General features: G+C 49.4%; 14 protein-coding genes and 1 pseudogene. 8 read left to right on the top strand and 7 right to left on the bottom strand.

All coding sequences use genetic code 11. The annotated features are described in order from the left end of the window. Positions 1-24: 24 nt before the first annotated feature. On the bottom strand, positions 25-1,053 hold the full coding sequence (locus LOZ86_RS15005) for a GlxA family transcriptional regulator (RefSeq protein ID WP_039486143.1): 1,029 nt from the start codon (positions 1,051-1,053) through the stop codon (positions 25-27). Between the two features lie 164 nt (positions 1,054-1,217). Here LOZ86_RS15005 and LOZ86_RS15000 point away from each other — a divergent pair, with 164 nt between their 5' ends. The 3 genes from LOZ86_RS15000 (at position 1,218) to LOZ86_RS14990 (ending at position 3,118) form a co-directional block, all read left to right on the top strand. Continuing rightward, positions 1,218-1,991, top strand: coding sequence for an alpha/beta hydrolase (locus tag LOZ86_RS15000; protein WP_039486145.1), 774 nt, complete (start codon positions 1,218-1,220; stop codon positions 1,989-1,991). Positions 1,992-2,025: 34 nt separating this feature from the next. Next, positions 2,026-2,646 carry an FMN-dependent NADH-azoreductase gene (locus LOZ86_RS14995; protein WP_039486147.1) on the top strand — a complete coding sequence of 207 codons (621 nt, stop codon included), beginning with the start codon at positions 2,026-2,028 and terminating at the stop codon, positions 2,644-2,646. A gap of 163 nt (positions 2,647-2,809) precedes the next feature. Continuing rightward, entirely contained in the window at positions 2,810-3,118 is a 309-nt protein-coding gene (locus LOZ86_RS14990; protein ID WP_111778989.1) for a YciI family protein, read from the top strand. A 109-nt stretch (positions 3,119-3,227) separates the two neighbouring features. Here the strand turns inward: LOZ86_RS14990 and LOZ86_RS14985 are convergent, their stop codons facing one another. After that, positions 3,228-4,358 carry a linear amide C-N hydrolase gene (locus tag LOZ86_RS14985; RefSeq protein WP_039486150.1) on the bottom strand — a complete coding sequence of 377 codons (1,131 nt, stop codon included), beginning with the start codon at positions 4,356-4,358 and terminating at the stop codon, positions 3,228-3,230. 407 nt (positions 4,359-4,765) lie between these two features. Between LOZ86_RS14985 and LOZ86_RS14980 the strand changes: the two genes are divergently transcribed. Next, positions 4,766-5,545, top strand: a complete 780-nt coding sequence (locus tag LOZ86_RS14980; protein WP_039486152.1) for a DUF3750 domain-containing protein — start codon at positions 4,766-4,768, stop codon at positions 5,543-5,545. Positions 5,546-5,555: 10 nt separating this feature from the next. On the opposite strand, the gene LOZ86_RS14975 is transcribed toward LOZ86_RS14980, so the two are convergent. Beyond that, entirely contained in the window at positions 5,556-6,458 is a 903-nt protein-coding gene (locus LOZ86_RS14975; protein ID WP_039486154.1) for a LysR family transcriptional regulator, read from the bottom strand. A 212-nt stretch (positions 6,459-6,670) separates the two neighbouring features. Between LOZ86_RS14975 and LOZ86_RS14970 the strand changes: the two genes are divergently transcribed. From LOZ86_RS14970 to LOZ86_RS14960, 3 genes are all read left to right on the top strand, one after another. Then, positions 6,671-7,057 (top strand): VOC family protein, encoded by a 387-nt coding sequence (locus tag LOZ86_RS14970; RefSeq protein WP_039486156.1) that lies wholly within the window; start codon positions 6,671-6,673, stop codon positions 7,055-7,057. A 73-nt stretch (positions 7,058-7,130) separates the two neighbouring features. Beyond that, a complete protein-coding gene (locus LOZ86_RS14965) occupies positions 7,131-7,898 on the top strand; it encodes a sulfite exporter TauE/SafE family protein (protein WP_039512928.1) in 768 nt (255 codons plus the stop codon). 195 nt (positions 7,899-8,093) lie between these two features. Then, the gene (locus LOZ86_RS14960) at positions 8,094-8,912 is read left to right on the top strand and encodes a hypothetical protein (RefSeq protein ID WP_039512926.1); all 819 of its coding nucleotides are present in this window, start codon (positions 8,094-8,096) and stop codon (positions 8,910-8,912) included. A gap of 184 nt (positions 8,913-9,096) precedes the next feature. On the opposite strand, the gene LOZ86_RS14955 is transcribed toward LOZ86_RS14960, so the two are convergent. Together LOZ86_RS14955 and ahr are read right to left on the bottom strand one after the other, a co-directional pair. Continuing rightward, on the bottom strand, positions 9,097-10,020 hold the full coding sequence (locus tag LOZ86_RS14955) for a GGDEF domain-containing protein (RefSeq protein ID WP_039486162.1): 924 nt from the start codon (positions 10,018-10,020) through the stop codon (positions 9,097-9,099). Between the two features lie 153 nt (positions 10,021-10,173). Next, positions 10,174-11,193 carry an NADPH-dependent aldehyde reductase Ahr gene (ahr, locus tag LOZ86_RS14950; RefSeq protein WP_230242218.1) on the bottom strand — a complete coding sequence of 340 codons (1,020 nt, stop codon included), beginning with the start codon at positions 11,191-11,193 and terminating at the stop codon, positions 10,174-10,176. A 601-nt stretch (positions 11,194-11,794) separates the two neighbouring features. Here ahr and LOZ86_RS14945 point away from each other — a divergent pair. Further along, positions 11,795-13,126, top strand: a pseudogene (locus LOZ86_RS14945) (IS4 family transposase). Here LOZ86_RS14945 and LOZ86_RS14940 read toward each other — a convergent pair. Both LOZ86_RS14940 and LOZ86_RS14935 read right to left on the bottom strand, forming a co-directional pair. Continuing rightward, positions 13,123-13,965 carry a DUF4062 domain-containing protein gene (locus tag LOZ86_RS14940; RefSeq protein ID WP_111778480.1) on the bottom strand — a complete coding sequence of 281 codons (843 nt, stop codon included), beginning with the start codon at positions 13,963-13,965 and terminating at the stop codon, positions 13,123-13,125. The pseudogene LOZ86_RS14945 and the gene LOZ86_RS14940 overlap by 4 nt on opposite strands. Positions 13,966-14,012: 47 nt before the next feature. Then, positions 14,013-14,279, bottom strand: coding sequence for a hypothetical protein (locus LOZ86_RS14935; protein ID WP_039486486.1), 267 nt, complete (start codon positions 14,277-14,279; stop codon positions 14,013-14,015). Between the last annotated feature and the right edge of the window lie 143 nt (positions 14,280-14,422).

The raw sequence follows: 14,422 nt of genomic DNA, 5'->3' as shown, positions 1-14,422 counted from the left end.
GTCGTGTTTTTCAGAGCCATCGCCTTAATCACTCTCCTCATTATCCAACGCGCGCGGTTTATTATTCCTCAACAGCGCCCATTTTCTGAACTGGGTCGGCGTCATCTCCATCTGCTGGGAAAAGGCACGTCTAAACGCGGTATCTTCACTGTAACCACATTCGGCGGCGACTTGCTTGATATTGGTCACTGGGTTTTCAAGCAGCAGGCAGGCCATTTCGATCCTGACGCGGGTAATAAAGCTTTTCGGGCTTTCTGCCGTGAGTTCTTTGAGCTTGCGGTGCAGCGTTCGGTCGCTGAAATTCAGGGCGCTCGCTAATTCTTCTGCGGTGATTGACGGGTTCTCGTAGCGGATGAGTTGTTCGGCGCGCAGCAGCAGGGGATGTACGGTGTTAATGAACCCCTGTGGAGCGTAAATACGTTGAGAAAGCGGTTGGCTATCCGCCACGGCGATATCTGCCGCCAATTTCGCGATCTTAGGTCCGCCACTGCGGCGGATAATATGCAGAGCAAGCTCGACCCAGGACAGCGGCCCGCCGGTGGTAATGATGCCATCTTGCTCTTCCAGCGCTTTGCCCCACACCGGTTTTGCCTTCGGGTATTTCTGCTTAAACGTGTGGTAGAGCCACCATGTCGTGGTGCAAAACCGGCCATCCAGCAACCCGGCTTCGGCCAGAATAAAGCCCCCCGCACAGGCACCGCCTATCAGCGAGCCCTGTCGATATTGCTCCCTGAGCCACAGCGCGGATTCATTAACGGATGACATCGACATCGGTAATTTATCGGGCCCGAGTATCATTCCGGTCGCCAGCACGACATCCGATTTGCCCACCGCCTCAAATGAGCTGTCTACGTGAATCAGCCTGCCCTGAGCATCACGCACGGGTTTGCCGTCTGCACTGACAATCGATGTTTCAAAAGACAGCGCTGAGGCTGGGGAAGAAGCGCTGTCAGGCTGTGTAATCAGCGTTTGATTCACCATCCAGAAAATATCAGAAAGCCCAGAAATGGCTGATTGCATACTGCCCGGCAGCGCCAGAATGGAAATGTGCATAGTGATTTTCCTGTCGGATAGCATTTGGCGAATTTTGCATGAACTATGTCAAGTTTGCCATCTTACCGCAAGCATCAACCACGATTAGAATTCAACCATTCGCTACCCCTGATGAAACGCATCGGGGAAACCGTCAGCCGAATCACTCTTTCAGAGGAAAACATATGGCGCATTACCGCATTAAATGGCTCGGCCATCTGGCTATCGCGTTAGGGCTGGTGCTGTCTGCTGGCGTTCACAATGTTGCGGAGGCGGCAAAAATTAACAATATCGTCTTAGTCCACGGTGCCTTTGCCGATGGCTCTAGTTGGTCTGCCGTCACGGCCCGACTACAGGAAATGGGATACCACGTAACCGCGGTGCAAAACCCGCTCACTTCTTTAGCGGATGACGTTGAAGCGACGGTTCGCGTGCTGCAAAGGCAGCAGGGTGATGTGTTGCTGGTTGGGCACTCATGGGGCGGGGCCGTTGTGACGCAGGCCGGCAATGATCCCAAGGTTCGCGGTATCGTCTATTTGTCGGCGCTGGTACCAGACAGCGGGGAATCGGTCTCTGATTTATTGCAGCGCCTGAAAGCGCCGATGGCAGGCATGGCACCCGATTCTAATGGCTTGATTTGGCTGGATAACCCTGAACAGTACCGTGAGGTGATGGCGGGTGATGTCCCCTTGAAGAAAGCACTGGCGCTGGCTGCGGTGCAACAGCCGATTGCCGCAAAAGCCTTTGGCGATCGCGTTCAGCAGGCGGCGTGGAAAAATAAACCAACCTGGTATTTGTTGACGGAGAAGGACAAGGCATTAAATTCATCGATTCAGAAAGCCATCGCGAGCCATATCGGTGCAAAGACGCGAGCTATTGCGTCCAGCTATATGTCTCTGGTGTCACACCCGGAAGCTGTCGCGGATTTTATTGATAGTGCGGCTAAAGCAGTTAAATAAGTGAGCGTTAAAACTCAATGTAGGAGAAGTTATTGTGAATATTTTACATATAGACTCCAGTATTCTTGAGAACGGTTCCGTTTCCCGACAGATTTCTGCTGACGTTGTGGAGCAATTAGTCAAACAACATCCCGATGCTGTCGTCTCTTATCGGGACGTGGTTAAAGATGAAATTCGCCACTTAACCGGGCCGATTGCCGCAGGTTTCCGCCAAATAGCCTCTTCTTCAGCAGATGAGGCAACGCTGCGGGAACACCAATTATCTGAAGCGTTGGTGACGGAGTTTCTGGCGAATGACGTAATTGTCATTGGCGCGCCGATGTATAACTTTTCCGTCTCTAGCCAGCTGAAATCGTGGCTGGATCGGCTGGCGCAGGCCGGCAAGACGTTTAAATATACGGAAAAAGGCCCGATAGGTTTATCTGGGGGAAGAACGGTTATTGTGGTTTCCTCCCGTGGTGGTTTCTATACCACACCGCCTTTTTTAGATATGGATTTTCAGGAACGCTATCTCCAGGGCTTTTTCCGGTTTCTTGGTATTACCGATATTCATTTCGTCCGTGTCGAAGGCGCTTCAAAAGGAGATGAAATCAAGCATCGTGAAATCCAGAATGCGAAGTCCTCTATCCATTCTGTGATTACATCCATAGACTAAAAATATATACCCTAAATAATTCGAGTTTCAGGCAGGCGGCAAGCGAAGGAGTCCCGATGAGCTTACTTGAGTAAGTGATTCGGGTGACTGAACGCAGCCAACGCACATGCAAATTGAAGTATGACGGGTATATAGCCGATCAATAATCATTGAGGTAGCAATCATGCTCTATGCCATTACGCTGTATTACACCAGCCAGAAAGATGAACTTGAAAAGCGTATTGACGCACACAAAAAATGGCTGGCTGATAATATTAAAAAGGGAAATGTTATTTTTTCCGGCCCGCTGGAAGATGGAATGGGTGGGTTTATTTTAGCCTACGGGTTAGATAGCTCTGACATGGAAGACATTCTTGCCGACGATCCGTTTGTTAATCTGGGATTAGTCAAAACAGAGGTAAAGACAATCGAGCCTGTAATCTGTTCGAGCCATTTCTATAGAGAATGGGCAGGGCATGCGAAGGCGTTGTAAATAGTCTATCGATGTCCTTATTTATTATTTCTGTGTTAAAGCGCCATAGAATTATGGCGCTTTAACATCATCGTGGAATAAACAGCGTATCGAAAAATAACCTCTCGATTTATAGCCCAGCGAATTCAAACGGCGTAGCGGGTTTAAAGTGATTGGAAGCCTCACCAGAATAAATGGTGCTTTGGTTTGGTCCTAAATCTAATTTTTTCGTGTTATTTACACTCGGCGCAAAGTCAATTTTTTTCAAATCTACCAAAAAGATATTAGGCGATACGGCAGACTCGAAAAAGTATTGTAGCGATTTATGGTCTACAACCGTGCGCCAGCGCGTTGAGGCGATGTTCGGCATATTTGGCAAGGAATAACCATAAGGGACCGAAACATTACGTATGATACTGAATGCGGTAGCTAAGTCCGCTTTATCTTTTTCTATTTTACTTTTCTCTGCTACCCCTGGAATGAGTTTATTGGGGGCAACATTTTTCACATAGAACGAGGCGCGGACAAAGCGATCGGCGGCGCGGTTCGTTCCCGCTAGCATCACATTGCCACCTATCTGATCCCAATAGGCATTCAGCGCTAGCTGCTGATCGAATGTCGGAGAGTTAGTCATCACCTGATATTTTTTATCATGGTGAATGACCTGCTTGCCGTCGGTATATTCAATAATTGCGCTGTCGCCAGAGGAATCTGACAAGGAAAGATGAAGCGTCGCCATTCTATCTTGTCCCTCTACCTTTTTGGTTACCAGTGTAAATTTTTCCTCTTGCAGCCACTTTACGGCTTCATCGACGGTAGCAAAATTATCCAACGCGTATTGTGCCCAACCAGCGACGCTTAAACCCGGTTTTTTTGCTGTCGGTGCGGTTTTAGGATATTCAGATTCCGCCAGCCAGAGTACGTTAGCCGCCAACCCTTTTTCATTCACGCCATCGGTTGTGGAGGCCATATTGGCGTTACTGTCGAAAGCAGAGGCAATGACACTGCCGTATTTTGATGTCCACTCCAGAGAATGCTGGCCAGCGGCACCAGAACGCTTTAATTCTCGGGGGAAAATCCAGAGGTTGGTCTCGGTATCATCGGCCCAGTCCATTGAGCGGGCGGTAATAGGGTAATCAAGGTTATTTGGATCCTTATAAACGAACCGCGTACAGGCGAGTGAAACCGCTGAGCCTAGCGTTAATGCTGCTAATGACAGTGCGCATACCGTAGACTTAAGGCGCTTATTATTTCTTATCATTTAATTTCTCCACGTTTATTCTCAGAGGGGTAGTTCACTAATATTACCGCTTATTATAGTCATTTATTTATTTATGGGAGGTGGTGGCTATAAAAATAAATATAACGATGCATGCTGATTAGTTTATTTCTCATTATTCAATGAGAATATATTTTTTGATGGTTTGTTTATTTTAGGTTTATTTTCAACCAAGCCTCGCATTAAAACGAGTGTTGCATAAAACGCGTTGAGACGGCTGTCGTCGTACCCGCATAACGTAAAAATAGGTCAATATTTCACCCAGCGCTTAACCTAACCGCCAACTGGCAGTACACTGGTGGCGTGATTTTTTGACCGATTTTCACTGTGGGCTCTCGCCTGCAGGCGTATCGATTCCGTTCCCTCTTTTTCAGTGAGCTATCTGGCCTATGACGTACCTCAAATTCTTGGGGATTGGGTTTATTTGTGTGCTGTTGTTGTCTTTTTGGCAAAGCTGGGCGCAGTCAACGCGTAACGGCGAAACGTTTAATGGGCAAAGTTGGTGGTCTGCCAAACGTGATTCTTCCGGCTTAGCGCCGAACCCTGTGCAACTTCGCCAGACTGCTATCGTCCAGGTTTATGCTGCGCCGACTTACGGCTGGCGCGGGCTGGTGGCGGTACATCCGTGGATCATTTTCAAGAACGCGGGGGAAACGCAATATCGCCGCTATGAAGTCGTGAGCTGGGGGAGCGATAACGTCGTCCGTCTTAACCGTTCGGTGGCGGATGCGTATTGGTATGGCGCGAAACCGAAGCTGTTGGTGGAACACCGTGGCGACAAGGCGGAAGCCATGATCCCGCAGATTGAGGCCGCGATTAAAAGCTATCCGTGGCCGAATACTTACCATGCCTGGCCGGGGCCGAACAGCAATACGTTTCTGGCGCACATTGGCCGCGAAGTGCCTGCGCTCAAGTTGGATATGCCCGCTAATGCCATTGGCAAGGATTACCGCCCGATCACACGACCGGTAGGGCTGTCGCCATCGGGAAGCGGTGTGCAGATTTCGCTGCTAGGCGTGCTGGGTATCACGATGGGCCTGGAAGAGGGGATCGAGGCCAACATTCTGGGGCTGAACATGGGCGTGGATATGAACCCGCCTGCGCTGCGTTTACCCTTTGTTGGCCGCCTCGGCTATGAAAAAACGGGCAGTGAAGAGGGCCGAGGGTAGCGCTTCACCTTTACGCGCCGCATTGCCGCAGGTGTGTCAGCAGATTGGCGACTTCGGGTTGCAACGTCGCGCCGGATTTCACGCCCAGCCAGAGCTGGCGTGAAGCCCACTCGTCGGTGAGGCTGATGGCGCGTAACCCAGTGCCGAGCACTCCAGGGCGAATGGCCCCTTCCGGCAAGACGCTGATCCCCAGCCCTGCTTCGATCATGCGACAAATGCCGTCAAAGCTGCTGACCTGCACCCGCAGGCGCAGCACTCTCCCCAGCTCATCCGAGGCATCTTTTAGCTGTTTCAGCAACGAGCTGCCGTTATTGAGGCCGACGTAGTCGTAGCCCAGTGTGTCGTTAAAGCTGACTTCTGGCCTTGCGGAAAGCGGGTGCTGGGGCGGAACGAGTACGACAAGCTTATCCTGACGATAAGGAATCTTCTCGACCCCCTGCGAGCCGACATTGTCAGCGAAGATGCCGATATCCGCTTCTCCCATCGCCAGCGCCGTTACTACGGTCTTACTGAGCTTTTCCTCCAGGTTAATACGAATGAGCGGTCGGGCCAGAAGGAATGACGCCAAATCCTGCGGAAGAAACTGAATAATCGCCGAGGTGTTCGCCCACATGTGTACGTGGCCGCGCACGCCAACGGCGTAGTCATTCATCTCACTCGCCATACGTTCCACGTTGCTCAACACATTACGCGCGTGATTCACCAATTCCTTGCCTGCTGGGGTTAACGTCAGGCCGCGCGGCATTCGGATGAATAACGCACAGTCCACGGTACGCTCCAGTTCAGCGATACGCTTGCTCAGGGCAGAAAGCGTGATGTGGAACTTTTCTGCGGCTTTGGTCAGGCTGCCAGTTTGAGCAACCTGCAAAAAGATGCGGAGCGACTGAAGATCAAAGTGTGTCGGGTTAATCATGGTGTATCGAGCGTCCTCAACAGGGCAGAAAGTGAGCCAATGGCTGGCGTATTGATACCGCGCAGCATGCGGGCACATTTCTTATGTCACGCTGTAATGTAGCACGGCGGATGGTTTTCCTGACAGGAAAGGGTCATTGAGTATTCAGGGATTATCAAAAGACCGCGTTACTCCTAGGATGTGAGAAATATCGTTCAGGATAGGACTTATCAATGTCATTTATCGATCATGTCGATCACCTTGTATTGACCTGCGTTGATTTTGCGGCGACCCGACATTTCTATGTTGATGTGTTGCAAATGCGGGAGGAAACGTTTGCAAATGGGCGCGTTGCTTTTCATTTTGGTCATCAAAAAATCAATGTGCACCTGCGCGGTGCCGAACATGAACCGAAAGCGCATCTGCCCGTTCCGGGATCGCTCGACCTGTGCTTTATTGCGTCGGTGCCGCTGGAGCAGGTTATGGATCATCTGGCGCGCTGCCGCTGGCCAATTAGCGAAGGACCGGTGAGGCGAACCGGCGCAACGCAGCCAATCCGTTCTCTCTATCTGCGCGATCCCGATCTGAATTTGATCGAAATCGCGGAATATTTACCCTAAAGCCATTGTCTGTCTACCGGCCTGAAACGCGGTTCTCCAGATAGTCTTGTGATATATAGGTCATGCATTTTTTATGTTTAGCTTAATGATGTTCAGCGATATCTTGTTGTGTTTGCTTTTGGGGATTGGACTGGGATTTTGTGGAGGAATGCTGGGGATTGGCGGCGGATTGATCGCCATTCCGGTGTTGGGAATACTCTTTGGTATGGATCAGCATCTGGCGCAGGGAACGGCGCTGGTGATGATTACGCCCAATGTGCTGATCGGTTTTTTGCGTTATCGCCAGCGTAACCGCATCGATACGCGGATTGCGCTGACCATGTGCGTGTTTGCATCGATATCTGCCTATTTTGCTGCACACATTGCCTCATCGATTGATGTTCATCATCTCCAGAATGCCTTTGCCATCTTCCTGCTGGTGCTGGCGGCGTACTACATGTTTCAGTGGTACAACAAACAGCGTAACCATGCCTCAGACATTGTGTTGTCGACCAAATACCTGCCGTTACTCGGCGTGGCGAGCGGGTTTATGTCGGGCATTTTTACCGTCGGTGGTGGGTTGGTGGTGGTGCCGGTGTTGGTCACGCTGTTTGCCTTTGCTCAAACGCAGGCACAGGGCATGGCGCTGATACTCGTGGTGCCGGGCGCACTGGCGGCGCTGCTTTCCTACTCGCAGGCGGGGAACGTTGACTGGAGCATTGGCCTGCCGCTGGCACTGGGCGGGATCGTCAGCGTGTCCTGGGGCGTGGCTTTAGCACACAAGCTGCCCGTTGTTTACCTGCGTGGGGCGTTTTGTCTGATGCTGATCGGCGTGGGAATCACTATGCTGGTGCTGAAATAACTGGGTGGTACGTCCTACTTATCGCTTTTAATTCCTACCTATTCAGCCTAAAGTTTTCAGCGCTTTCTCCGTTGATAGGTAGGAAGTGATGCGGTTAGCGTGAATGATTTCTCCGTTTCCTGACCGCTGCTGGAGCGGCCCGAGTGAAGCAGGGCCGCATCCTCTCTGAAGCCCAATCTGAATAAGGCGTGATGTATGAGTCTCGTGAGCTATCTAGGAAAGCAAACTCTCGGTGTACTGGCGGGTTATAAGCAGGATGGCGTGGTCATCCATATTTGCGGCGTCTATCCCAATGCGGATAATAGCCTGCGCGTTTTTTTCCCACACGGGCATGAATTTTCCGTTGGCGATCTGGCAACCATTCACCTTGATAACCGCTCCGGGGTTGATGAATTTGATGCCAATATTCAGGTCTATCGTGCCTCTTACAAAGGGCGCGTCGTCGTCAGCGACGGAGATTGGGTCGTGCTGGAACCGAGAGAGTGCCAGCTCCTGCATGGTTTCACGCCTGTGCTGGATATTCGCGAACCGGGCTATCAGTTTCCGCAAGATGACCGTCCGTCACTGCCGGTGCCCCTGACGCCGATGGTCGATTTTCCGCAGATGGAAAAGCAGGATTTCTCCAATAAGGTCGGCGTATTAATTACGATGGCCGCCGAACAGCCGCATACCACGGTGCTGGCGTTCCTGTCGTCTGTGGATAACGATATCTTCCTGATTACATTCCCCGAGACCTTTAAATCTCAGCTGCTCAAACGTAATCCACACTGCTTTTTTGCGATGGATGAACGCAGTCATTATACCTTCGAGCGGACCATTGAATGGAACTACACCATTATTGAAGGGGAAGCGTTCATTATTGAGCGCGACAATCCGCTCTATGAAAAAGTGCGGCATGAATTCGTCGCTAAGAACCCGTGGGAAATTGCCTTCTTCACTCGTCCTGACGTCGAGGTTTACCATATTAAAAGTAAACAGCTCGTGTGCCCCGGAAATACTCAAACGCTTAGCTAAAATATAAAAATATATACCCTAAATAATTCGAGTTTCAGGCAGGCGGCAAGCGAAGGAATCCCGATGAGCTTACTCAAGTAAGTGATTCGGGTGAGTGACCGCAGCCAACGCACATGCAACTTGAAGTATGACGGGTATAAACGGGATAGCGCTGTGCTATCCCGTTTATATAAGTGGCGTTGGTCTACAGCGTTTTTTCTGTCGGTTCCAGAGCCCATTCAACCTTGCCTTTACCCGTGCTTTTGGCTTGGTAGAGGGCGACATCCACGCGTTTCATAAAGTGTTCGGTGGGTTCCTGAGGCTGTTTTTGGCCGGCACCAATACTGACGGAAAGGTGATGCCTGTTTTTAATAATGATTTTGCTCGCGTTTTTTAATACTTCTCTCGCCAGCGCCTCTGCCCGATCCTGTGTTCCGGCATACAGAATAATCGCGAACTCTTCGCCCCCGATTCGGGTCGCCACCACCTCACTGTTATCGAAGCGGGAAAGGATATGGCCGAATTTACTTAATACTTCGTCGCCTTTTATGTGTCCATATTTATCATTGATGACTTTGAAATTGTCGATATCGATAATAAATAAATAGGGTGATTTCGCTTCGAGTTTTTTTAATTCATTAATAAAAAATCGGCGATTAGGGAGCTGGGTGAGTTCATCGCTGAATGACTGTATTTTGGCTTCGATGTACTTATCGTTGATTTTATAGATCAGATTATACACGCCAAATCCGACGCCAAACATCCCAAAAATTCTCAGTAAATCCTCAACGTAATATCCAATGAATTTAGTCTGATAAACAAATTCATCCATAAAATCAAACGTGGCGGAGCATATCCAGATGTGTAGACCGAGGCGAATGGATAAAGCCGAAGTATGGTTAAGTGATATTTTACTGGTACACGATAGGATAAAAAAAAGAAAAACCAGTGCGATCGCATCGGTATAAGACCCAGGATTGTTGTGCAACTGCTCCTGAAAATCTCGATGCTCTAAGAACAGGACATTAAATATAACGATCAGCGCTGACGATAACAGGGCGAGCCTTATGGAATAAGACGCCTTCTTGTTTTTATCAATGAAATCATGATCATATTGTTTGAAAGGCATCACTCACCTCCTCTTGTATCACCTTTTAATCCTATCATGAAATAGATTGAATAGATTCAGTATTATGTTAACCGCTGGTGTACTCCAGAGGATGGTGTAGGGCGGACTGATTCTGCAAAAGCAGACGCCTGATTGCTCAGGCGTCTTTACCGATTAAAAATCGGCTTTCAGTACCACGCGGTAGCGGGCTTTACCGTCACGTACATGCTGGATGGCATCATTGATTTTCGACATCGGGAACAGCTCTGTCTGCGGCTTCACGTTGGCACGCGCGGCGAGCTTCATCAAGGAACGCAGCTCATGCGGTGAGCCGGTAGAAGAACCGGAAACGCTGCGGTCGCCCGCGATAAGCGTGAAAGCCGGCACGCTGAATGGCTTCATCACCGCGCCGACGGTATGGAACTTCCCGTTATAGGCGAGTGCATTGAAGTAGGGTTGCCATTCCAGATCAACACTCACGGTATTGATGATGAGATCGAATTGGCCTGCCAGTGCGGTCAGCGCCTGCGGATCGCGGCTGTTGACGACCTTATCGGCACCCATCGCCAGCACTTCTTGCTCTTTGGCTGGGTTCGAGCTGAACGCCGTGACTTCACAGCCCCTCGCGTGCAGGAGCTTAATTGCGATATGTCCCAGGCCGCCGATACCGATCACACCGACGCGGCTGGTCGCGGTGATATGGTGCATTAACAGCGGTTTGAACACGGTGATACCGCCGCACAGCAACGGACCCGCCGATTCGATATCAATGGAATCAGGAAGCGGGATAGCCCACTGCCAGTTCGCGCGGATCTTATCGGCAAAACCGCCTTTATTCAGAATCGTCGGCACGCTGCCTTGCTGACAGTTGGTTTGACTACCGCTGATACAGGCATCGCAGTGCCCGCAGCTGCGTGCTGTCCAGCCAATGCCGACACGCTGACCAACCTTCAATCCTTTGCTCTTCGCCGCATCACCCAGCGCGTGTACACGACCAATGATTTCATGCCCGGCAACCAGCGGATAGCTCGACATGCCCCATTCGTTATCGATCATTGATAGATCGGAATGGCACACGCCGCAGTAATCAACTACGACTTCGACGTCTTCCGCTTGCAGTTCACCCGCATCAAACTCATACAACTCCAGCGCTGCGCCTGCTTCCGGTGCGGCATAACTCTTTATCATCGTCATCACAATTTCCTCAGTATGGGTTTGATTAACCAGTCTAAAGGGTTATGGCGTTTTTCTCTATGTCACAACGTGCCTGTGGTTTTTCATTTTGTGTCGGGGGCGTTCAAGCAGCCTGACGGTTGGCTGAAGTGGATCAGGAATAGCTCGGCGTTAGCTGCATACGTTCCCGTTATCCACAATTTGCTATGTAATTGATGGCCTGGGTTGGAGATAGCTGGTGTTTACTTAACCTGAGGGGAAAAAAAATATTGTAAATATCCATTTGAGGTACAAAGTTCGCCCCAGATCTTTGGGGCGAAATGGAGATAATTTATTCTGTTGTAATTTGACTTTGCTTTTTGATCGTTCTGGTTTTCAGCATCTCAACCTGTCCTGATTCTGTTAATGACCAGAATGTATTCATGCTGCCATCAATCGTTTTTAAATATTCAATTTTAATGAAATCATATGCGCGCAATTGTATGCCTATCGTCTTGAGATCCTGAGAGGAAACTTTAGCGGATGAGCCTCCTTTGTCTGTAATGCTGATCAGTTAAGGATCAGTTGAACGATCCAATAGCTGTGTAAGAATCCGGAAGTGTTCTTCATTTCCGGATTTTTTATGCGTATCTCTCAGGCCATCGACCTCGTTTCACGTTACGATTCGACCCGTAATCCTTTGACTTCTCTTGGCGACTTTCTTGACCCAGAACTTATTGCCCGTTGCCTTGCTGAGTCCGGCGTGGTCACCCTGCGTAAACGCCGTCTTCCTCTCGAAATGATGGTCTGGTGCGTTGTCGGCATGGCGCTTGAACGTAAGGAGCCGCTTCATCAGATTGTCAATCGGCTGGATATTATGCTGCCCGGTAACCGTCCCTTTGTTGCTCCCAGCGCGGTTATCCAGGCCCGACAGCGGCTCGGAAGTGACGCCGTTCGACGGGTGTTCACGCACACCGCTCACTTGTGGCACAACGCTGTGGCGCATCCCCACTGGTGTGGATTGACGTTACTGGCGATGGATGGCGTCGTCTGGCGCACACAGGAAACACCTGAAAATGATACCGCCTTCCCGCGCCAGACTTACTGCGGCCAACCTAGCCCCTACCCGCAGGTCAAAATGGTCTGTCAGATGGAGCTGACCAGCCATCTGATAACCGCAGCAGCCTTCGGTACGATGAAAGACAGCGAATATACCCTGGCTGAGCAACTGATAGACCAGACCGCAGATAATACGCTGACGCTGCTCGATAAAGGGTATTACTCATTAGGGTTGCTGAATGCTTATGGAAGCGTGCGGGAGAACACCGACACTGGATGATACCGCTTAAGAAAGGTACCCGTTACGAGGAGGTCCCGGAAACTGGGAAAAGGCGATCATCTGGTACAGTTGAAAACTACGCCACAATCCCGCAAAAAATGGCCGGGACTGAGTACAGAAGTGACAGCCCGATTACTGACCTATAGCCGTAAAGGAAAAATCTATCAGTTACTGACTTCGATGACTGATGGCATGCGTTATCCGGGAGGTGAAATGGTTGAGCTTTACAGTCACCGTTGGGAAATCGAGTTGGGTTACCGTGAAATCAAACAGACAATGCAACTGAGCAGACTGACACTGAGAAGCAAAAAACCGGAACTTGTGGAGCAGGAGTTATGGGGTGTGCTGCTGGCGTATAATCTCGTGAGATATCAGATGATTAAAATGGCCAGTCAACTGAAAGGTTACTGGCCAAATCAGCTGAGCTTCTCAGAATCCTGCGGGCTGGTCATGAGGATGTTGATGACGCTTCAGGGTGCATCGCCGGGTCGTATCCCTGAACTACTGCGAGATCTGGAGAGTATGGGACAGATGGTGAAGCTGCCGATAAGAAGAGAAAGAACCTTCCCGAGAGTGGTGAAAGAAAGGCCTTATAAATATCGAAAAGCGAAGAAAAACAGCCAGTCAGTTGCTTAACTGACTGGCATTACTCCTTTGTCTGCGATTTTTTTCGCTGTTTCGGCAATTGTGGATGAGACACTTGATTCGGGATAATGTCTAGTGAGGTAGGGCGATATTGTATGAAATATGTCCTTCCATTTCATGCTCACAGACCAAACTTTAATCCCGCCAGTTGTGTATGGCCCTCTAGGAAAAGTAGATTGGCAATTAAAATCGAAAACATCATCGAAATCCGCTAGATTTAACTCAAGAGTTTGGTTATAGGGAGATGTTGCTTTTGCTAGTTCACTTTTTAATCGTTCGTTTTCTTTTTGTAAATCGACTATTGCACGTAAATCATTTTCAGAAGACGTTAAATTAGCCCTTACCCATCCGATTGCCGGATAAGTTTTCATCGTTTTATTCATGCTTAACGCAACCAATCCAGGTAAATCTTTAGCTGTTGCCCATGTTTTCCTGAGGCGATTGGTTGATGCCTTCTCGATGAATGCAGCGAGCTTCTCTCTGAGTTCAGAATCTTTTTCAGATTTGGCTAAAGGTAGACTTTCCGGATTCTCATGCACTAAAACAACAACACGTAAACCTTTTGAGACCGCATAATCAAATTCCTTTTCAGTGTAACTCAAACCATCTTCTGCGACAGAGCCATAACGGCCACCAATGATCAGCAGATAGTAATCACAGTCATCAATTACTTTTTTTATGAATTCCCATTGACCTTCATCGATTGCTGGGAATAACTCCATTCCTGCTGGGATGCAATCCATTTCTATTAGCGTCTGTATAACGTGTTTCCGTTCCTCTTCCAAATCCGTAAACGTTGAACTTACGAAAACCTGGTAACGTTTATCCATTTCTATCCCTTAAAAGAGGAAGGGGCATGAAGCCCCTTCATTCAACATTAACCCGCGTGGCGGTAGGAATCACGCATACCATCACGATAGCCTTCAGCAAATGCTGCTTGTGGGCTTTTATGGCGTACAGTGCCCGCTTGGCTATCAGGTAAAACATGCAAATTTACCCAGACTTGTTCCGTTCGAGATAAGCCTGATTGGTAGCCTTGATCGTAGGCGCAGCCACAACATTTATGCCGCCCCTCACCACCTTGGTCATCTGGCAGGTTAATGAAAGCCGTATTGTATCGATGAGACTTATTACAGATTGTCATGTGTAGCTCCTTATGAGCACTAATTGGTATTTACATGACCATCCAAGCTCGGCACAATCAAACCGTAGAAATGAAAGTGAGGCTAACAAACGTTATGAGTCTGCAAACTCATGGTGGTCATGCTTCATAAGCCGGATTCACAA

The sequence above is a fragment of the Pectobacterium parvum genome (assembly GCF_020971565.1).
Taxonomy (GTDB): Bacteria; Pseudomonadota; Gammaproteobacteria; order Enterobacterales; family Enterobacteriaceae; genus Pectobacterium; species Pectobacterium polare.
The sequence above is the reverse complement of the archived record's forward strand: the minus strand, read 5'-3'. Positions and strand labels throughout refer to the sequence as shown.

Bases quoted from the DNA above. Each gene is read 5' to 3' on its own strand.
- LOZ86_RS15005 (WP_039486143.1), bottom strand. From the start codon at position 1,053: ATGCACATTTCCATTCTGGCGCTGCCGGGCAGTATGCAATCAGCCATT.
- LOZ86_RS15000 (WP_039486145.1), top strand. From the start codon at position 1,218: ATGGCGCATTACCGCATTAAATGGCTCGGCCATCTGGCTATCGCGTTA.
- LOZ86_RS14990 (WP_111778989.1), top strand. From the start codon at position 2,810: ATGCTCTATGCCATTACGCTGTATTACACCAGCCAGAAAGATGAACTT.
- LOZ86_RS14985 (WP_039486150.1), bottom strand. From the start codon at position 4,358: ATGATAAGAAATAATAAGCGCCTTAAGTCTACGGTATGCGCACTGTCA.
- LOZ86_RS14980 (WP_039486152.1), top strand. From the start codon at position 4,766: ATGACGTACCTCAAATTCTTGGGGATTGGGTTTATTTGTGTGCTGTTG.
- LOZ86_RS14975 (WP_039486154.1), bottom strand. From the start codon at position 6,458: ATGATTAACCCGACACACTTTGATCTTCAGTCGCTCCGCATCTTTTTG.
- LOZ86_RS14970 (WP_039486156.1), top strand. From the start codon at position 6,671: ATGTCATTTATCGATCATGTCGATCACCTTGTATTGACCTGCGTTGAT.
- LOZ86_RS14965 (WP_039512928.1), top strand. From the start codon at position 7,131: ATGTTTAGCTTAATGATGTTCAGCGATATCTTGTTGTGTTTGCTTTTG.
- LOZ86_RS14960 (WP_039512926.1), top strand. From the start codon at position 8,094: ATGAGTCTCGTGAGCTATCTAGGAAAGCAAACTCTCGGTGTACTGGCG.
- LOZ86_RS14955 (WP_039486162.1), bottom strand. From the start codon at position 10,020: ATGCCTTTCAAACAATATGATCATGATTTCATTGATAAAAACAAGAAG.
- ahr (WP_230242218.1), bottom strand. From the start codon at position 11,193: ATGACGATGATAAAGAGTTATGCCGCACCGGAAGCAGGCGCAGCGCTG.
- LOZ86_RS14940 (WP_111778480.1), bottom strand. From the start codon at position 13,965: ATGGATAAACGTTACCAGGTTTTCGTAAGTTCAACGTTTACGGATTTG.
- LOZ86_RS14935 (WP_039486486.1), bottom strand. From the start codon at position 14,279: ATGACAATCTGTAATAAGTCTCATCGATACAATACGGCTTTCATTAAC.